17 protein-coding genes and 1 pseudogene are annotated in these 17,292 nt (G+C 72.5%); 14 read left to right on the forward strand and 4 right to left on the reverse strand.

Features of this window, described 5'->3' with window-relative positions; translation table 11 throughout:
- Window positions 1-23 precede the first annotated feature (23 nt).
- The 6 genes and pseudogenes from ACWGDX_RS21015 (at window position 24) to ACWGDX_RS21040 (ending at window position 4,780) form a co-directional block, all read left to right on the forward strand.
- On the forward strand, window positions 24-1,022 hold the full coding sequence (locus tag ACWGDX_RS21015) for a NifU family protein (protein ID WP_453627631.1): 999 nt from the start codon (window positions 24-26) through the stop codon (window positions 1,020-1,022).
- Window positions 1,023-1,111: 89 nt separating this feature from the next.
- Window positions 1,112-1,762, forward strand: a complete 651-nt coding sequence (locus ACWGDX_RS21020) for a DUF5947 family protein (RefSeq protein ID WP_453627704.1) — start codon at window positions 1,112-1,114, stop codon at window positions 1,760-1,762.
- The gene (locus ACWGDX_RS21025; RefSeq protein ID WP_453627633.1) at window positions 1,759-2,412 is read left to right on the forward strand and encodes a DUF6084 family protein; all 654 of its coding nucleotides are present in this window, start codon (window positions 1,759-1,761) and stop codon (window positions 2,410-2,412) included. The genes ACWGDX_RS21020 and ACWGDX_RS21025 overlap by 4 nt, the downstream gene beginning before the upstream one ends.
- Window positions 2,409-4,001 (forward strand): hypothetical protein, encoded by a 1,593-nt coding sequence (locus ACWGDX_RS21030; RefSeq protein ID WP_453627636.1) that lies wholly within the window; start codon window positions 2,409-2,411, stop codon window positions 3,999-4,001. Before ACWGDX_RS21025 ends, ACWGDX_RS21030 begins: the two co-directional genes overlap by 4 nt.
- Before the next feature lies 1 nt (window position 4,002).
- Window positions 4,003-4,482 (forward strand): annotated as a pseudogene (locus ACWGDX_RS21035) (hydrogenase maturation protease); the annotation flags it as partial.
- A gap of 166 nt (window positions 4,483-4,648) precedes the next feature.
- Window positions 4,649-4,780 carry a DUF6893 family small protein gene (locus ACWGDX_RS21040; protein ID WP_383032820.1) on the forward strand — a complete coding sequence of 44 codons (132 nt, stop codon included), beginning with the start codon at window positions 4,649-4,651 and terminating at the stop codon, window positions 4,778-4,780.
- 82 nt (window positions 4,781-4,862) lie between these two features.
- On the opposite strand, the gene ACWGDX_RS21045 is transcribed toward ACWGDX_RS21040, so the two are convergent.
- On the reverse strand, window positions 4,863-5,288 hold the full coding sequence (locus tag ACWGDX_RS21045; protein ID WP_453627638.1) for a helix-turn-helix transcriptional regulator: 426 nt from the start codon (window positions 5,286-5,288) through the stop codon (window positions 4,863-4,865).
- Window positions 5,289-5,426: 138 nt separating this feature from the next.
- On the opposite strand from ACWGDX_RS21045, the gene ACWGDX_RS21050 reads away from it, so the two are divergent.
- The 6 genes from ACWGDX_RS21050 (at window position 5,427) to hypE (ending at window position 11,656) form a co-directional block, all read left to right on the forward strand.
- On the forward strand, window positions 5,427-5,849 hold the full coding sequence (locus ACWGDX_RS21050) for a hydrogenase maturation nickel metallochaperone HypA/HybF (RefSeq protein ID WP_453627640.1): 423 nt from the start codon (window positions 5,427-5,429) through the stop codon (window positions 5,847-5,849).
- A complete protein-coding gene (gene hypB / locus ACWGDX_RS21055) occupies window positions 5,833-6,597 on the forward strand; it encodes a hydrogenase nickel incorporation protein HypB (protein WP_453627642.1) in 765 nt (254 codons plus the stop codon). The genes ACWGDX_RS21050 and hypB overlap by 17 nt, the downstream gene beginning before the upstream one ends.
- On the forward strand, window positions 6,594-9,002 hold the full coding sequence (hypF, locus tag ACWGDX_RS21060; RefSeq protein WP_453627644.1) for a carbamoyltransferase HypF: 2,409 nt from the start codon (window positions 6,594-6,596) through the stop codon (window positions 9,000-9,002). Before hypB ends, hypF begins: the two co-directional genes overlap by 4 nt.
- Window positions 9,003-9,061: 59 nt before the next feature.
- Window positions 9,062-9,406: a HypC/HybG/HupF family hydrogenase formation chaperone gene (locus ACWGDX_RS21065; RefSeq protein WP_453627646.1), complete on the forward strand. Its 345-nt coding sequence runs from the start codon at window positions 9,062-9,064 to the stop codon at window positions 9,404-9,406.
- Window positions 9,403-10,545 (forward strand): hydrogenase formation protein HypD, encoded by a 1,143-nt coding sequence (gene hypD / locus ACWGDX_RS21070; RefSeq protein WP_453627649.1) that lies wholly within the window; start codon window positions 9,403-9,405, stop codon window positions 10,543-10,545. Before ACWGDX_RS21065 ends, hypD begins: the two co-directional genes overlap by 4 nt.
- Before the next feature lie 121 nt (window positions 10,546-10,666).
- Window positions 10,667-11,656 (forward strand): hydrogenase expression/formation protein HypE, encoded by a 990-nt coding sequence (hypE, locus tag ACWGDX_RS21075; RefSeq protein WP_453627708.1) that lies wholly within the window; start codon window positions 10,667-10,669, stop codon window positions 11,654-11,656.
- A 91-nt stretch (window positions 11,657-11,747) separates the two neighbouring features.
- On the opposite strand, the gene ACWGDX_RS21080 is transcribed toward hypE, so the two are convergent.
- Window positions 11,748-13,244: a GH1 family beta-glucosidase gene (locus ACWGDX_RS21080; protein ID WP_453627651.1), complete on the reverse strand. Its 1,497-nt coding sequence runs from the start codon at window positions 13,242-13,244 to the stop codon at window positions 11,748-11,750.
- Window positions 13,245-13,415: 171 nt separating this feature from the next.
- Between ACWGDX_RS21080 and ACWGDX_RS21085 the strand changes: the two genes are divergently transcribed.
- Window positions 13,416-14,444, forward strand: coding sequence for a LacI family DNA-binding transcriptional regulator (locus tag ACWGDX_RS21085; protein ID WP_453627653.1), 1,029 nt, complete (start codon window positions 13,416-13,418; stop codon window positions 14,442-14,444).
- A gap of 36 nt (window positions 14,445-14,480) precedes the next feature.
- Here the strand turns inward: ACWGDX_RS21085 and ACWGDX_RS21090 are convergent, their stop codons facing one another.
- Together ACWGDX_RS21090 and ACWGDX_RS21095 are read right to left on the reverse strand one after the other, a co-directional pair.
- Window positions 14,481-14,861, reverse strand: a complete 381-nt coding sequence (locus ACWGDX_RS21090; RefSeq protein ID WP_453627655.1) for a VOC family protein — start codon at window positions 14,859-14,861, stop codon at window positions 14,481-14,483.
- A 132-nt stretch (window positions 14,862-14,993) separates the two neighbouring features.
- A complete protein-coding gene (locus tag ACWGDX_RS21095) occupies window positions 14,994-15,962 on the reverse strand; it encodes an SDR family NAD(P)-dependent oxidoreductase (RefSeq protein WP_453627657.1) in 969 nt (322 codons plus the stop codon).
- Window positions 15,963-16,139: 177 nt separating this feature from the next.
- Between ACWGDX_RS21095 and ACWGDX_RS21100 the strand changes: the two genes are divergently transcribed.
- On the forward strand, window positions 16,140-17,141 hold the full coding sequence (locus ACWGDX_RS21100) for an alpha/beta fold hydrolase (RefSeq protein WP_453627659.1): 1,002 nt from the start codon (window positions 16,140-16,142) through the stop codon (window positions 17,139-17,141).
- The last annotated feature ends 151 nt before the right edge of the window (window positions 17,142-17,292 follow it).

The raw sequence follows: 17,292 nt of genomic DNA on the forward strand, positions 1-17,292 counted from the left end.
CCACCGGAGAAAGGCACCGTGACATGGCGGCAACGGCCAAGGAGCAGCGGACCGGGGAGCACATCGACGCGCTCCTCGACGAGCTGGGCAGATCGGTGGGCCCGTCGGGCCGCGATCTCGCGGACGAACTCGTGCGCGGCATCGTCGAGTTCTACGGTTCGGGCCTGGCCCGTATCGTCGAGCTGCTGGGCGATCCGCCGGACGGCGCCGATCCGCTGGCGCTGCTCGGCGGGGACGAACTCGTCGGCGGGCTGCTGATCCTGCACGATCTGCACCCCGACGACACACTGACCCGGGTGGAGCGGGCGCTGGACGAGGTCCGTCCGTATCTCGGCTCGCACGCCGGTGATGTGGAGATCGCCGGGATCGGTCCGGAGGGGGACGGCGGGACCGACGGGCGGACCCTGAGGCTGCGGCTGCGCGGGAGCTGCGACGGCTGTCCCTCGTCCGCCCAGACCGTGCGCTGGACGATCGAGGAGGCGGTGGCGCGCCGCGCGCCCGAGATCGGGTGTGTGGAGGTCGAGGGCATGGCGGAGGAGAAGCCGCGGCCGGAACTCCTCCAGATCATGTCCCGGCCACCGGACACGCCGGACATGACGCCGGGCACGGGACCGGGCACGAGACCGGACATGACGGACGCGACGGCCGGGGCCGCCGTGCCGTCCGGCGGGACTACCGCCGGGAACGGGAACGCTCCGGCCGCGTGGTATCCGCTGCCGGATCCGCCCGCCGCCGACGGCGGGACCGGGGTGTGCGAGGTGGCGGGCACGGCGCTGCTGCTGGTCCGGCTGCCCGGCAATCTCTACGCCTACCGCGACCGCTGCCCGGTCTGCGCGCGCGGGCTGGAGGGCGCGGTGGTGGTGGACGGCGGGCGACTGCGCTGTGCGGTGTGCGCCGCGGAGTACGACATCCGGGGCGCGGGGCAGGGCGAGCGGGGCCGGCTGGAGCCCGTACCCCTGCTGGAGGAGAACGGCTCCGTACGGGTCGCCCTGCCCGGCACGCTGCTGGCGGCGGGACCGTGAACGCCCGCCCCGCCCGTGCCCCGGGCGCCTCCGGCGGCGGGGTCTCCCCCGCACCCGCCACGCCCGCCGCCACAGCCAGGCCCGCCTCCCTGCCGGTCTCCATACCGCCGGGGCTGCGGGGATTCACCCGCCGGCCGCCGCGCGCCGAGGAGCGGTGCGAGCTGTGCGCCGAGCCTCTGACCGGGGAGCACCGGCATCTCGTGGACAGCGGGAAACGTTCGCTGATGTGCGCCTGCGCGGGCTGCTATCTGCTCTTCACCCGGCCGGGCGCGGGCGCGGGCCGCTTCCGCGCGGTGCCCGACCGGTATCTCTCCGACCCTGACTTCACCCTGGACGAGGAGAGCTGGAACCGGCTCCAGATCCCGGTGGGGCTGGCGTTCTTCTTCCGCAACTCGGAACTGGACCGGCTGGCCGCGTTCTACCCGAGCCCCGCCGGCGCCACGGAGAGCGAGCTGGACCCGGCCACCTGGCGGGAGGTCCTCGGCTCCGGCCGGCTGGCGGCTCTGCTCCAGCCCGACACGGAGGCGCTGCTGGTCCGGCGGGAGCGCGGCGCGGACGGAACCGGCGCGGGCGAGTGCTACCTGGTGCCCGTGGACGCCTGCTACGAGCTGGTGGGCCGGATGCGGCTGCACTGGCAGGGATTCGACGGCGGCGCCGAGGCCCGCGCGGATCTCACGGACTTCTTCACCCGGGTCAGGGCGAAGGCCCGGCCACCGACCGGACGGGAGGAGGGCCGATGACCGATCTCACGTTCACCTGTACGGACGTACGGCCGGAACCGTACGGCACGGGTCCGACGCTGCTGTTCCGGCTGCGGATCGAGGCGGACGACCCCGCGTCGCGGATCCACGCGGTCGCCCTGCGCTGCCAGCTGCGGATCGAGCCCTTCCAACGGCGGTACACACCGGCCGAGATGGAGATGCTGGGCGATCTCTTCGGCGAGCCGGAGCGCTGGAGCACCACCCTGAAGCCGCTCCAGTTCGCCCATGCCTCGACGACGGTGCCCGGCTTCACCGGCGCCACCGAGGTCGAACTGCCGGTGGCCTGCACCTACGACATGGAGGTGGCCTCGGCCAAGTACTTCCGCGCGCTCGCGGACGGCGAGGTACCGCTGCTCCTGCTGTTCTCGGGCACCGTCTTCTCCGGTGACCGGGGCTTTGTGGCGGAGCCGGTCCCCTGGCACAAGGAGACCGCGTTCCGGATGCCGGTCAAGGTCTGGCAGAACATGATCGAGCAGTACTTCCCCGGCTCCGGCTGGCTCCGCGTCCGTGACGACTGCCTCGACGCGCTGCGCCGCTTCCGCTCGGAGCGCGCTCTGCCGTCCTGGGAGCGGACCTTCGAGGAGCTGCTGCGCACCGCCGACGGCGCCGGCCCGGGAGACCGGTCATGACGGCGGGCTTCGAGGAGGCCCGCCGGGTCGCGGACGCCCTGCTGTTCGAGGGGTACGTGCTCTACCCGTACCGGGCGTCGGCCAGGAAGAACCAGCTGCGCTGGCAGTTCGGCGTACTGGCGCCGCCCTCCTGGGCCGAGGCGCACGGCGAGCACGCGGAGCAGCGTACGGAGTGTCTTCTCGAACCCCGCGGGGCCGACCGTCTCGATGTCGAACTGCGCTTCCTCCAGGTGCACCGCCGCACGGTGGAGCGCCGTGTGCCGGACGGCCCCGGCTGGACCGAGGTGGCGCGGCTCGATCTGCCCGACCGGGTCCTGGTCCCCTGGGACGAGGGGAAGGAGGAACGGGTCGAACTGCGGATACCGCTCGGCCGGCTCACCGGAGAGGGGCGGACGCTGCCCTTCGGCTGCCCCTGCGGGGTGACGCGCGAGCCGGTGCACGTCCACGGCTGCACCGGCCGGACCGTCGGACGGCTGGTACGGCGCAGCCGGGCACTGGCGGGCGAGATCCAACTGGCCACCGAACCGCTGCCGGGCCCGTACGGCGCGCTGCGGCTGACCGCGACCGTACGCAATGTGTCGGAGTGGACGCCGGAAGGACAGGAGAGCGGCGATCGCGAAGCCGCCCTGCCGCACAGCCTGATCGGGGCGCATCTGCTGCTGGGGCTGCCCGGCGGGCGGTTCCTGTCGATGACGGACCCGCCGGAGTGGGCCCGGCCCGCGGCGCGGATCTGCCGCAATGAGCACACCTGGCCCGTACTGGCCGGCGGCGCCGGGCACGACGATGTCCTGCTCTCCTCGCCCATCATCCTGGGAGACCATCCCGAGGTCGCCGCGGAGAGCCCGGGACCGCTCTACGACGCCACCGAGATCGACGAGATCCTCTCGCTGCGGACCGCCGCGCTCACCGAGCAGGAGAAGCGGGAGGCACGCGGGACGGATCCGCGGGCGGCCGGGGTGATCGACCTGGTGGACAGCATGCCGGCCGAGGTGATGGAGCGTCTGCACGGCGCGATCCGAGGTCTGCGCGAGGTGACCGGCGAGGAGCCCGCTCCGGCGGCACCCGGCCCGGCGGCACCCGACACGGCAGCACCCGGCCCGGCGGCACCCGACACGGCGGCACCTGCCCCGGGTACACCCGACCCGGAGATGCCGCCCCCGGGGACGGCTGTCCCGGGGACGCCTGCCCCGGAGACGCCCCGTCCGGGGACACCGGCCGTGTCCCCGACGGGACTCGAACTGCCGATCGGCCCGGGGCTGCCCTGGTGGGACCCGGCCCAGGACACGTACGACCTGCCGGGGCAGGACACCGTGACCGTCGCCGGCCGGCTGGTCGGGACGGGCAGCAGGGTCGTTCTGCGGCCGGGGCTGCGCAGGTCCGACGCCCAGGACATCTTTCTGGCGGGCCGTGGCGCGACGGTCGAGGCGGTGCTCCAGGACCTGGACGGCGAGACGCATATCGCGGTCACCGTCGACGGCGATCCCGGCGCCGACCTGCGCCGGCAGCAGGGCCGGTTCCTCTACTTCCGCCCGGACGAGATCGATCCCGACCCCACCTTCGACGAAGCGCCCCCGGAAGGAGGCGACTGACATGGAGTCCACGGAGTCCGCACCGCTGCCCGACGGCTCGGACGGCTCGGACGGCGCCCGCCCCTCGTACGGCCGGACCCTGGTCGCCGGGGTCGGCAATATCTTCCTCGGTGACGACGGCTTCGGCGTCGAGACCCTGCGCCGGCTGGCCGGACGCCGGCTGCCCCCGGACGTCGATCTGATGGACACGGGTATCCGGGGCGTCCATCTGGCCTACCGGCTCCTCGACGGCTACCGCGGGCTCGTCCTGGTCGACACGGTGGACCGCGGGACTCCCCCGGGCACCGTGCACGTACTCGAAGTCGACCCCGCCGACCCGGGATCGGCACCGGCACCGGTCGCTGCCCGGCTGGACGGACACGGCATGGACCCGGCGTCGGTCCTGCGGCTGGTCCATGAGCTGCGCGCGGGGGCCGGCGGCAGCCTCCCCGAGTGGATCGTGGTGGTCGGCTGCCAGCCGCTCACCGCCGAGGAGGGCATCGGGCTCAGCGAGCCGGTGGCCGCCGCCGTGGGACCCGCGGCGGAACTGGTCCTCGATCTGGTACGGCGGCCACCGGGCGCGGTCCCCGGCGGCAACACCGGCACACCCGGCGAAGGAGGAGATGAACGTGATTCACGCGATGCACGAGATACGGGCGAGAAAAGGCATGGACCACTCCCAGGGGCAGGATCTGACCTGGCTGTGGGTCTGCGCCGGGGCGGTCGTGGCCGGGGTGGCGTACGAGACGGCGAAGTCCGTCCCGGACCTGCGCCGCTATCTGCGGATACGCCGGATGTGAGCCGTACGGGCGACAGGAGCGGGGACGCGGAGGGGTGGGTGAAGCGGTGAGCGGACCGGTGAGCCGGTACCGCGTCCGGCGTTCAGACGGAGCCCGCCGTACCGGTCGTCGGTGGATGTCCGGAGAGCGGAGGCCCGGAGAGCGGACGTGCCCCACCGCCCGCGAGATCGGGACCGCTCAGTTGCGCGTAGCGCTCCAGGAACAGATGGAGCGTGCCGTGCAGTTCGCCCAGGCGGACGAACCAGAGCGACAGGCTCATCGATCCCGCCGGGGTGATCTCGTACTCACGGCGGGCGGGCCCGGAGACGGACGCCCGCCACTGGGAGGAGATCTGGCCGCCCTTCTCCATACCGCGCAGCAGCCGGTACACATGCGCGGACTCCGCCTCGGCCCAGCCGAAGGCACCCAGTCGCTGGGTCAGCTCGTATCCGTGTCCGGGCCGCTCGGTGAGCAGCAGCAGGATGACGGGGTTCATCAGCGCCCGTCGTTCGGTGTCATGCGTCGTCATGGCTGCGATCTCCTGATGTGGCCGTGCGACGGTGCGGCTCACTCCCGCCCCACGCTAACCACGCCCGACGGCACCGGCCAGCCGTGGTCCGCCCGCGCGACCGTGGCCGGCCGGACGGACAGGACCTAGGTGAGAGCCGTGCACGAACTGTCCATCGCCACCGCCGTGGTCGCCCAGGTGGAGGAAGCCGTCCGTACCAATGGCGGCGGCCGGGTCGCGTCGCTGCGGCTGCGGATCGGTGAACTGGCGGGCGTGGTGCCGGAGGCCCTGCGGTTCTCGTTCGGCCTGGCGAGCGAGGGCACCGTACTCGCCGGTGCCCGGCTGGAGATGGACACCGTTCCCGGTGTGGCCCGCTGCGCCGGCTGCGGCCGGGAGAGCGAGGTGGGGATGCCGCCCCTGCTCTGGTGCGACGACTGCGCGCGGCCCCTGGGCGAGCTGCTCTCGGGCCGGGAGCTGGAGATCGCCGAGGTCGTCCTCGTGGATTCCTCGGATGCGCGCCGCCCGGACAGCGGTGACGATCGAGGTACGCCCGAGGAGGCCCCCCATGTGCCGAGTCGTTGATCTGCGCCAGGCCGTACTGGCCGAGAACGACGCCAATGCCCTGGAGCTGCGCGAGTATCTCGCCGCCCAGGGCACCGTCGAGGTGAATCTGCTGTCCAGTCCGGGCAGCGGCAAGACGGCCCTGCTGGAAGGACTGCTCTCGCGGGCCGTCGCGGCGGGTACCGCGGTGGCGGCGATCACCGCCGATCTGGCCACCGAGAACGACGCCCGGCGGCTGGCGCGGGCGGGGGCTCCCGTCAAGCAGGTGCTCACCGACGGACTCTGTCATCTGGAGGCGGGGATGCTCCGCGGGCATCTCGACGGGTGGCTGCCGCGGAACACCCGGGTGCTCTTCGTGGAGAACGTCGGCAATCTGGTCTGTCCCGCCTCCTACGACATCGGGGAGACCGTGCGGATCGCGCTGGCCTCGGTGACCGAGGGCGAGGACAAACCGCTCAAGTACCCCACGGCGTTCGGTCTCGCCCATCTCGTGGTCGTCACCAAGACGGACATCGCGGAGGCCGTCGAGTTCGACGGGCCGGCGTTCCACCGGAATGTGCGGCAGGTGAACCCGGGGGTGCCGGTGCTGGAGACCTCGGCCCGTACCGGCGCCGGGGTCGACGAGTTGCTGGCCTTCATCCTCGGCCGCGCGGACGGTGCCCCGGGGCACCGTCCGGTGCTGGCCCGCCAGTACGAGCGGTACGCGCACCACCACGAGCACGGCCATCCGGCACCGTCCGCCGTACGCGGCACGGCAGAGGCGCCATGAGCGGATCCGGCTCCGTCACCACCCGCACCACCGGCCCGACCACGTCTCCCGCTCCCCGCGAGCGCCGCCATGTCCTGGTGCGCGGGGTGGTGCAGGGCGTCGGCTTCCGCCCGTTCGTCTATACGCTCGCCACCGAACTGGGGCTGACGGGCTGGGTCACCAACAGCGCCGAGGGCGTCAGCACGGAGATCGAGGGACCGGGCCAGGACGTGGCGGCGTTCTGTGAGCGGCTGGCCACCTGCGCACCGCCGCTCGCGGTCGTCGAGTCCGTACGGCACAGGCCCGTACCGGCCGTCGGCGGCAGCGGGTTCACCATCCGTCCCTCGTCCGGCGGACCGGGGCGCACCCTGGTCTCCCCCGACATCGCGACCTGTGAGGACTGTCTCGCCGAACTGGCCGATCCCGCCGACCGCCGCTACCGGCATCCCTTCATCTGCTGCACACACTGCGGCCCCCGCTTCACGGTCGTCACCGGACTGCCGTACGACCGGAGCCGGACCACCATGGCCGGCTTTCCGCTCTGCGCCGACTGCGCGCGTGAGTACGAGGACCCCGCCGACCGGCGCTTTCACGCCCAGCCGGTCGCCTGTCATGCCTGCGGCCCCCGGCTCTCGCTGATCATGGGAGGTCCCGGCGCGGCTTCCGCTCCCCGGCTGTCCGGCGAGGAGGCGCTGGCCAGGGCCCGTCGGCTGCTGGCCGCCGGAGCGGTCGTCGCGGTGAAGGGACTCGGCGGCTATCACCTCGCCTGTGACGCCTCGGACGCCACCGCCGTACGGCTGCTGCGCGCCCGCAAGAACCGGGGCACGAAACCGTTCGCCGTGATGGCCGCTTCGGCGGCGACGGCCGAGCGGCTCGCGTTCGTCGGTCCCGGCGAACGCGCGCTGCTCGCGGGCCGGCGCCGGCCCGTCGTACTGCTGCGGCGCCGTGAGGGCGGCGGCTCCCTCGTGGCGGACGGTGTGGCGCCCGGCAGTCCCGATCTCGGGGTGCTGCTGCCGTACACGCCGCTGCACCATCTGCTGCTGGGTCTGCCCGGCGATCCGGCGGGCCCGCCCGTCCTGGTGATGACCAGTGGCAACCGGGCGGGCGAGCCCATCGTGACCGACGACGAGGAGGCCCTGACCCGGCTCGGCGCGCTGGCGGACGCGTGGCTGACGCACGACCGGCCGGTGCGGGTGCCGTGCGACGACTCGGTGGTACGGATCTGCGCGGGCCAGGAGCTGCCCGTACGCCGGTCCCGCGGCTACGCTCCGCTGCCGATCGCGCTGCCGGTTCCCGTGGTGCCGGCGCTGGCCGTCGGCGGGGACCTGAAGAACACGTTCTGTGTCGCGGAGGGCGGTTACGCGTGGCTGTCGGCCCATGTCGGCGACATGGACGACCTCGCCACCCTCGACGCCTTCGGAACGGCCGTCGGCCATCTGACGGAGCTGACCTCGGTGGCGCCCGGGGTGCTGATCGCGGACCGGCACCCCGGCTACCGCTCGGGGCAGTGGGCCGAGCGGAACGCCCGGGGCCGTCCGGTGCGACGCGTACAGCACCATCACGCGCATATCGCCGCCGCGATGGCCGAACACGGTCTGGACGGCTCGGCTCCGGTGATCGGGGTGGCCTTCGACGGTACGGGGTACGGGGACGACGGCGCGGTCTGGGGCGGCGAGGTGCTGCTCGCGGACTACGACGGCTTCCGGCGCTTCGGCCGGCTGGCGTACGTACCGCTGCCGGGCGGTGACGCCGCCGTACGCAATCCGTACCGCATGGCGCTCTCCCATCTCCGGGCGGCGGGGGTGCGCTGGTCCGAGGGGCTGCCGTGCGTCGCCGCGTGCGCTCCCGGTGAACGGCGGCTGCTGGAGCGGCTGCTGGAGCGGAGCGTCGCCTGTGTGCCCACGTCCAGCATGGGACGGCTCTTCGACGCCGTCGCGTCGCTCGCCGGGCTCTGCCACCGCGCGGAGTACGAGGCCCAGGCGGCGATGGAGCTGGAGAACGCGGCGGTGGCGGCCGGGGGACCGGCCGACGGCTACCGGTTCGCACTGGTCCCCGGCCGTCCGGCCGACGGCGCGGAGATGGTGGCCGACCCGGCTCCGGTCCTGGCCGCGGCGGCGCACGACATACGGGCGGGCGCGGACGGACCGGCGGTGGCGGCGCGCTTCCACGGCGCGGTGATCGGCCTGGTGCGCGATCTGTGCCGGGCGGCCCGTGACCGTACGGGTCTGACCACCGTCGCGCTGAGCGGCGGGGTGTTCTGCAACGCCCTGCTGACCGCCGGCTGTACGAAGCGGCTGGAGCGTGACGGATTCACCGTACTGCGGCACCGCGGGGTGCCACCGAACGACGGCGGGCTGGCGCTGGGCCAGTTGATGGTCGCCGCCCGGCTCACGACGGGCCGGGAGAGGTCGGGACGGGCTGAGTGACCGGGACGGCCGGGACGGACCGGACGGCCGGCGGAACGACCGAGGTGTGAGGAGAAGCAATGTGCCTTGCTGTGCCCGGCAGAGTGCTGGACATCGAGGAGCGCGACGGAACCCGGATGGCACACGTCGACTTCGGCGGTGTGGTCAAGGACGTCTGTCTGGAGTACGTGCCGGAGATGAACGTCGGCGACTACGCGATCGTGCATGTCGGCTTCGCGCTCCAGCGGCTCGACGAGGAGTCCGCGAAGCGGACGCTGAGGCTGTTCGAGAATCTCGGCGTGCTGGAGGAGGAGTTCGGGGACGCGTGGGGGCGGGCCGCGAAGGAGGCCGGGACCGAACGGCCCGGTGGCACGGGGGAATCCGTCCGCCGTACCCCGCAACCCCCACAGGAGGACCGACGATGAAGTATCTCGACGAGTTCAGCGATCCCGAGCTGGCCGCCCGGCTGTTCGACGACATCCGGGCCACCGTCACCCGGCCCTGGGCCCTGATGGAGGTCTGCGGCGGCCAGACCCACTCGATCATCCGCCATGGCATCGACCAGCTCCTCCCGGACGAGATCGAACTCATCCACGGTCCCGGCTGTCCGGTCTGTGTGACCCCGCTGGAGACCATCGACCAGGCGCTGGAGATCGCCTCCCGGCCCGATGTGATCTTCTGCTCCTTCGGCGACATGCTCCGGGTGCCGGGCAGCGGCCGGGACCTGTTCAAGGTCAAGAGCGAGGGAGCGGACGTACGGGTGGTCTACTCGCCGCTCGACGCGCTCAGGACCGCCCGGGAGAATCCGGGCCGTCAGGTGGTCTTCTTCGGGATCGGATTCGAGACGACGGCCCCGCCGAACGCGATGACCGTCCATCAGGCCAGGAGACTCGGCATCGAGAACTTCAGTCTGCTGGTCTCCCATGTCCGGGTCCCCCCGGCGATCGACGCCATCATGAACGCGCCCGAGTGCCGGGTCCAGGCGTTCCTGGCCGCCGGCCATGTCTGTACGGTCATGGGGACCGGCGAGTATCCCGCACTCGCCGAGCGGCACCGGGTCCCCATCGTCGTCACCGGCTTCGAACCGCTGGACATCCTGGAGGGCATCCGCCGCGCCGTACGCCAGTTGGAGACCGGCGAGCACACCGTCGAGAACGCCTACCCGCGGGCCGTGCGGCCCGAGGGCAGTCCGGCCGCGCGGGCCATGCTGGAGGACGTCTTCGAGGTCACCGACCGCGCCTGGCGCGGTATCGGCATGATCCCGGCAAGCGGCTGGCGGCTGTCTCCCGCCTACCGGGCCTACGACGCGGAGCACCGCTTCTCGGTGACCGGCATCCGGACCCAGGAGTCCACGGCCTGCCGCAGCGGCGAGGTGCTCCAGGGGCTGATCAAACCGCACGAGTGCGCGGCCTTCGGCACGCTCTGCACGCCGCGCAATCCGCTCGGCGCCACCATGGTCTCCAGCGAGGGCGCCTGCGCCGCGTACTACCTGTACCGCAGGCTGGCGGCACCGGACCCGGCGGGCACCGCCGGACCCCAGGAAGAGGTGACCTCCGTTGGCTGAGCCGACATCGGCCGGGATCCGTGAGGTGGACGGTGTCCGGCCCCGGGTACGGCCCGCCACCTCGGCGGACCTCGCCTCATGGACCTGTCCCGCCCCGCTCCGCGACCACCGGAAGGTCGTCATGGGACACGGCGGCGGCGGTCAGCTCTCCGCCGAACTCGTCGAGCATCTCTTCGCCCCGGCGTTCGGTGGTGAGGTCCTCGCGGAACTGGGCGACTCCGCGGCGGTCACCCTCGGCGGGGTGCGGCTGGCGTTCTCCACCGACTCGTATGTCGTGCGCCCGCTGTTCTTCCCGGGCGGCTGCATCGGCGATCTCGCGGTCAACGGAACGGTCAACGACCTGGCCATGATGGGCGCCGCGCCCGCCTATCTCTCCTGCGGTTTCATTCTGGAGGAGGGCGTCGAACTCGCCACGGTGGGGAGGGTGGCCGAGTCGCTGGGCGCCGCCGCCCGCGCGGCGGGGGTCACGGTCGTCACGGGCGACACCAAGGTGGTGGACGCCGGACACGGCGACGGCGTGTTCATCAACACGGCCGGGATCGGGCTGATCCCCGACGGCGTCGACATCCGGCCCCGGCGTGCCGCGCCGGGCGATGTGGTCATCGTGAGCGGTGCGATCGGTGAGCACGGCGTGGCCGTCATGAGTGTCCGCGAGGGCCTGGAGTTCGGTGTGGAGATCGAGAGCGACACGGCGCCGCTGGCCTCGCTCGTCCGGGCCATGCTGGACGTCTGCCCCGATCTGCACGTACTGCGGGATCCGACCCGTGGCGGTCTGGCGACCTCGCTCAATGAGATCGCGTCGGCGGCGGGGGTGGGTGTCACTCTCCGGGAACGCGCGCTTCCGGTACCGGACGCGGTCGCCAACGCGTGTGCCTTCCTCGGCCTCGATCCGCTGTATGTGGCCAACGAGGGCAAGCTCGTGGCGTTCGTACCGCCCGCGCACGCCGAGAAGGTGCTCGCGGCGATGCGCGCGCATCCTCGGGGCGCGGGCGCGGTGGTGATCGGTACCTGTACGACGGACCATCCCGGCATGGTGGTGGCGTCCACCGGGCTGGGCGGGACCCGGGTGGTGGACATGCCGCTGGGTGAGCAGCTGCCGCGTATCTGCTGAGGTGCCGGCGCGGAGCGGGACGGTACGGCGGGCCCGGCGGCCGGGGGGCCTGGCCCCCCGGGTGCGACGGGCCCGGCCGTCGGCGCGGGTGCTACTCCGGTGGCGGCACCGTGTTCGTACGGGTCACCCGGGCATACCAGTGGGCGCTGGACTTGAGCGTGCGCCGCTGGGTCGGGTAGTCGACATGGACCGTGCCGAAGCGTTTGCCGTAGCCGTACGCCCATTCGAAGTTGTCGAGCAGCGACCAGAGGAAGTAGCCGCGGACGTCGGCGCCGGAGGCGATGGCCCGGTGGACCGCCGCGAGATGGTCCCGGAGATAGGCGATCCGCTCGGGGTCACGGACCTCGCCGTCGGGCGCGGCGTAGTCGTCGAAGGCCGCCCCGTTCTCGGTGATCATGACGGGCAGCTCCGGGTGGTCCTGCCGGACCCGCGTCAGCAGTTCGTACAGACCGCTCGGGTCGATCGTCCAGCCCATGGCGGTCCGCTCGCCGGGAGTCTGGTGGAAGGCCACCTGGTCGGCGCCGGGCCAGGGGCTGTGGTTGCTCGCGCCATGGCCGTCGGACCCGTGTGCGGCGGGGCCTGTGTGGTGGGAGACCAGGGTCGGTGAGTAGTAGTTGACACCGAGGAAGTCGAGCGGCTGATGGATCAGCGCGGTGTCACCGTCCCGGACGAACGACCAGTCGGTGATCCCCTCGGTGTCGGCCATGACATCGGCCGGATAGGCCCCGGTCAGCATGGGGCCGGTGAAGACCCGGTTCGCCACGCCGTCGATCCGGCGGACCGCGTCCCTGTCCTGCTCGCTCCCGGTCAGCGGCCGTACCTGGTGCAGATTGAGGGTGACGGACACCTTGGCGCCGGCCGGCAGCCGCTCACGCAGCTCGCGGACCGCGAGCCCATGGCCGAGATTGAGATGGTGCGCCGCCCGCAGGGCGTCGGCGGCATCCGTACGGCCCGGGGCGTGGACTCCGGAACCGTAGCCGAGGAAGGCGCTGCACCACGGCTCGTTGAGCGTGGTCCAGGTCCGCACCCGGTCGCCCAGGGCGTCGGCGACGATCCCCGCGTACTCGGCGAAACGGTGGGCGGTGTCGCGTTCGGGCCAGCCCCCGGCCTCCTCCAGATGCTGCGGCAGATCCCAGTGGTAGAGGGTGACGACCGGCTCGATGCCCTTCTCCAGCAGTCCGTCGGCGAGACGGCGGTAGAAGTCGAGGCCCTTCTCGGACGCGGGTCCGCTGCCGGTGGGCCGGACACGGGGCCAGGAGACCGAGAAGCGGTACGCCCCGACACCCAAGTCGGACATGATCGCGATGTCCTCGGGCCAGCGGTGGTAGTGATCGGTGGCGACATCGCCGGTGTCGCCGTTGCGTACCCGGCCCGGGGTACGGGAGTAGACGTCCCAGATGGAGGGGGTACGGCCGTCCTCCTGGGCGGCGCCCTCGATCTGGTACGCGGCGGTCGCGGTGCCCCACAGGAAGCCGGGCGGGAAGCTCAGGGGTGCCGCGGGGTCCAGGGCGCGCCCGGGGATGGGTGCTGAGGTGGCCACAGAGGTCCTTCCGCAGAGTGGTTCGAACGCCCCTGGGAGCGCTCCCATGGATTGTGGAAGACTCTCCGCTGACACCCGGCTCTGTCAAGGGCCGGACGCGGTTCCGGTGCCCGAACGGGCGCGGCGCCGCCCCCGGGCCGCCGGTTCTCCGGCGACCCCGCACAATTTCCTGGTGGGCGCCGTGCTGCGGCCCCAGGAGAGCACGAGTCAGGAGACGTGATGAGCAGCGCCGAACGGGCGGCCCGCAGGCCGACCCTGGAAGCCGTGGCCCGGCTGGCGGGCGTCGGCAGGGGGACGGTCTCAAGGGTCGTCAACGGCCTCCCGGGCGTCAGCGTGAAGGCCCGCACCGCCGTCGAGGCGGCCATCGCGGAACTCAACTACGTACCGAATCCCGCCGCCCGCAGTCTGGTCACCAGCAGGACCGACAGCATCGCGCTGGTGATCCCCGAGTCGGAGAGCCGACTGGCGGCGGAGCCGTACTTCTCCGCCGTCATCCGTGGTGTGAGCACCGAACTCGCCGACACGGAGATGCAGTTGCTGCTGATCCTGGTACGCGACCAGCGCGAGCTGGACCGGCTGATCCGGTTCGTGGAGGCACGCAGGGTCGACGGGGTGCTGCTGGTGTCGGTCCATCGCGACGACCCGCTGCCGGCGTTCCTGGAGAAGACCCGGATACCGACGGTCCTGGTGGGGCGGCGCTCACCGGACGAGCCACTGAGCCATGTGCACTCCGACAATGTGGGCGGGGCGGCGCAGGCCGTGGGACATCTCCTCGGCCGGGGACGGACCGCCGTCGCCACCATCGCGGGACCGCTCGACATGGATGTCGGCCACAGCCGTCTCCAGGGGTGGCGTGACGCCCATGCCGAGCGGGGGGTCGAGCCGGACGCGTCACTGATCGCGCCCGCCGACTTCACCGAGGAGGGCGGTCGCGCCGCCATGGCGGAACTGCTCGACCGGCGCCCGGACCTCGACGCCGTGTTCGCCGCGTCCGACGTCATGGCCGCGGGCGCGCTGACCGAGCTGCGCGAGCGGGGGCGGCGGGTCCCGGAGGACGTGGCGGTGATCGGGTTCGACGACTCGATCGTCGCCCGCCATACGGTGCCGCCCCTGACCAGTGTCAGCCAGCCGACCGAGGAGATGGGGCGCGCCATCACCCGGCTGCTCCTCGACGAGATCAACGATCCCGCGGGGCCGCGCCATCAGCTCACGCTGCCCACGACCCTCGTCGAGCGGCGGACCACCTGAGCGGCGCCGGACGCGGCCGGCCGGGAGCCCATGGTGTCAGGTACGGATCCAGAGGCAGAAGGGGTGTCCTGCCGGGTCGAGACAGACCCGTACGTCGTCCTGGGGCTGAAAGCCGTGGAGGGTCGCGCCCAGCTCCACGGCGTAGGCGACGGCGCGCTCCAGGTCGTCCACCTCGATGTCGAGGTGGATCATCATCTGCTGGCGGCCGGACTCCGACGGCCAGACGGGCGGGGTGTACCCGGGCTCGGTCTGGAAGGCCAGGCCCGTGCCTCCGCCCGGTGGGACGAGCTTGACCCAGTCGGGCTCGTCCGCCGCCACCGTCCAGCCGAGCAGTCGCCGGTAGAACGCGGCCAGCTCGCCGGCGCTGGGCGCGTCGAGCACCGCGCCGGTGAGCGTCATGGGTGGTCGTTCCGGCATCGGGGCACCTCCGGAGGCCCGGCGGGCCGCGCTCGATCATACGTTCCCCGGCCGATCGGTCCACCGGTCCGGTGATCGGTCCACCGGTCCGGTGAGTGGATCGGCCGCCGGGCCGGCGGGGGACGTGGATGGTCAGGCGGTGGCCGCGAACGCGTCGACCCCGGTCAGCTCGGCCGAGAGCCGCCACAGCCGCGCCGCCTGCTCGGGGTCGGTCGCCCAGTCGCGTACACCGCCGGGCACCGAGGGGTCGGCCGATGCCGGCTCCGCGATGTCGCAGTCCTCGCAGAAGACCCCGCCCGCGTCCGCCAGCCGGGGCGAGGTCGCCGCCCACACCTGGGTGGCCGCACCCTGCTCCGGGGACTTGAAGGAGGGGTGCACGGCGTTGCCGTCCTCGTCGATCCAGCCCGCCGCGACCATCTCCTCCTTGGCCAGATGGCGCTGGAGCGGTGTGAGGATGCCGCCGGGGTGCAGCGAGAACGCCCGCACTCCCGCGCCACGGCCGAGTGCGTCGAGGTGCACGGCGAAGAGCGCGTTGGCCGTCTTCGCCTGGCCGTAGGCCTTCCACTTGTCGTAACCGGTCCCGAACCACAGGTCGTCCCAGCGGATGGGCGAGTTGCGGTGTCCGGACGAGGACACGGAGATCACCCGCGCCCCGCCGGGCTCGATCGCCGGCCAGAGCCGGTTGACGAGCGCGAAGTGGCCGAGGTGATTGGTCGCGAACTGCGCCTCCCAGCCGGGGCCGACCCGGGTCTCGGGACAGGCCATGACGGCGGCGTTGTTGACGACGATGTCGATGGTGCGGCCCGAGGCGAGGAAGCGCTCGGCGAACGCGCGGACGCTGTCGAGATCGGCGAGGTCGAGTTCGTCGATACCGACCCCGTCGATACCGCGGAGCGCCTCCTCGGCGGTCGCCCGCCGCCGGGCGGGCACGACGACCTGGGCACCGGCTCCGACGAGCGCGCGGGTCGTCTCCAGTCCCAGGCCGGAGTAACCGCCCGTGACGACGGCGAGCTTTCCGGTGAGGTCGACACCGCGCAGAACGTCCGCCGCGGTGCTCCGGGCTCCGAACCCTGATCCGATCTTGTGCTGAGGCGTGGTCATGACCCGAAGGCTACGAATTGGAGCGCGCTCGAAGTCAAGTACTGGCGAGCGATGTTCGAATCCACCAGCGGGCCACGGAGCGCGACCCGCCCACGATCGGGTAAGCGATACATGATCCGGACGGATCAACTGCTAGGCAGGGACGTTGTTGTCCCTTCCGGAGCTCTGGAGTCATCCATGTCCATCGACGCCGTCCTCGCCCAGGACCAGGAATCACCCGGTGCTCGCCCGCTGATCCCGGGGCAGGAGGCCGACGAGGGAGCGGGTACGGGAGAGGCGACGGCCGGGCAGGTGGAGGAACGGGACCTCATGTTCGACGGGTTCCGCTACACCTGCCGCGTGGTGCGCCACGGCCGGCGGCTGACCGAGCCCCTGCTGGTGCTGGGCGGCTCGTCCCAGGACCGCAACTCCTGGGTACGGCACGAGAAGTGGCTCAGCCCGCTGGGACAGGTCATCACGGTGGATCTGCCGGGGTACGGCACCGCGGACTTCCTGCCCGCGTCGTACGGTGTGGACTTCCTCGCGGCGGCCGTCCGGCGGCTGCTCGACGAACTCGGCGTGCCGCGCGTCAACCTGGTCGCCGCGTGTTACGGCGGGGCCGTCGGGCTGCGCTTCGCCCAGCACTACCCGGGTATGCTCGCGCGGCTCCTGCTGGTCGGTATGACCACCCGGATCCCGCCGGACTACGCGGCGGCGATGGAGCGCTGGTCCGTCATGATCGACAAGGGCGAGACGGAGTCCATCGCCCGTGAGCTGGCCGACCGCTTCATGTCGCCGCCCGGCACGGGCCGGGTCCGTAAGCACGCGGCCGTGTCCCGGCTCGTCTACCAGCAGATCGCCGGGCAGGACCCCGAGCAGCTCCGGAAGTCCGCGGAGCACAACACCCGGCTGATGCGGCACGAGTGGTACCGGCCCGAGCCGGTGCCCGCCGTGCCGAGTCTGGTCGTCACCGGCGAGTACGACACGCTGTGCACACCCGCGATGGGGCGCGAGGTGGCCGCGCGGCTGCCGCGGGCGCGGTTCATGACCATCGACGAGACCGACCATCTCGCCCCGGTGGAGCGGATCGCGGACTTCGCGGACCTCGTGGCGCGCTTCTGCACCGACCGGTCACTGGACGGCCTGTCCTACTGCAGCAGGCCCGAGACACTGGGTACGACCGTCGCCGCCCCGGTCTGACCCGGGCCGGCCGGTCCGTCCCCGGGCACCGGAGCCGCCGGTCCCCGAGGGGGCCGGCGGCGAGAACGCGCGGGAGTCGCCCGGTGCTCCGGACGTACGGCGCTCCGAACGGCGGACGGACACCGGCCGGCGCCGCGAGCCGATCGGACGG

It is taken from the genome of Streptomyces sp. NPDC055025, from assembly GCF_053608565.1.

What these genes read in the sequence shown, in the direction of transcription:
- ACWGDX_RS21085 (WP_453627653.1), top strand. Translation starts at nt 13,416, where the DNA reads ATGAGCAGCGCCGAACGGGCGGCCCGCAGGCCGACCCTGGAAGCCGTG.
- ACWGDX_RS21045 (WP_453627638.1), bottom strand. Translation starts at nt 5,288, where the DNA reads ATGACGACGCATGACACCGAACGACGGGCGCTGATGAACCCCGTCATC.
- hypD (WP_453627649.1), top strand. Translation starts at nt 9,403, where the DNA reads ATGAAGTATCTCGACGAGTTCAGCGATCCCGAGCTGGCCGCCCGGCTG.
- ACWGDX_RS21030 (WP_453627636.1), top strand. Translation starts at nt 2,409, where the DNA reads ATGACGGCGGGCTTCGAGGAGGCCCGCCGGGTCGCGGACGCCCTGCTG.
- ACWGDX_RS21100 (WP_453627659.1), top strand. Translation starts at nt 16,140, where the DNA reads ATGTCCATCGACGCCGTCCTCGCCCAGGACCAGGAATCACCCGGTGCT.
- ACWGDX_RS21095 (WP_453627657.1), bottom strand. Translation starts at nt 15,962, where the DNA reads ATGACCACGCCTCAGCACAAGATCGGATCAGGGTTCGGAGCCCGGAGC.
- hypB (WP_453627642.1), top strand. Translation starts at nt 5,833, where the DNA reads ATGTGCCGAGTCGTTGATCTGCGCCAGGCCGTACTGGCCGAGAACGAC.
- hypE (WP_453627708.1), top strand. Translation starts at nt 10,667, where the DNA reads ATGGGACACGGCGGCGGCGGTCAGCTCTCCGCCGAACTCGTCGAGCAT.
- ACWGDX_RS21040 (WP_383032820.1), top strand. Translation starts at nt 4,649, where the DNA reads ATGGACCACTCCCAGGGGCAGGATCTGACCTGGCTGTGGGTCTGCGCC.
- ACWGDX_RS21080 (WP_453627651.1), bottom strand. Translation starts at nt 13,244, where the DNA reads ATGGGAGCGCTCCCAGGGGCGTTCGAACCACTCTGCGGAAGGACCTCT.
- ACWGDX_RS21025 (WP_453627633.1), top strand. Translation starts at nt 1,759, where the DNA reads ATGACCGATCTCACGTTCACCTGTACGGACGTACGGCCGGAACCGTAC.
- ACWGDX_RS21015 (WP_453627631.1), top strand. Translation starts at nt 24, where the DNA reads ATGGCGGCAACGGCCAAGGAGCAGCGGACCGGGGAGCACATCGACGCG.
- ACWGDX_RS21090 (WP_453627655.1), bottom strand. Translation starts at nt 14,861, where the DNA reads ATGCCGGAACGACCACCCATGACGCTCACCGGCGCGGTGCTCGACGCG.
- ACWGDX_RS21065 (WP_453627646.1), top strand. Translation starts at nt 9,062, where the DNA reads ATGTGCCTTGCTGTGCCCGGCAGAGTGCTGGACATCGAGGAGCGCGAC.
- hypF (WP_453627644.1), top strand. Translation starts at nt 6,594, where the DNA reads ATGAGCGGATCCGGCTCCGTCACCACCCGCACCACCGGCCCGACCACG.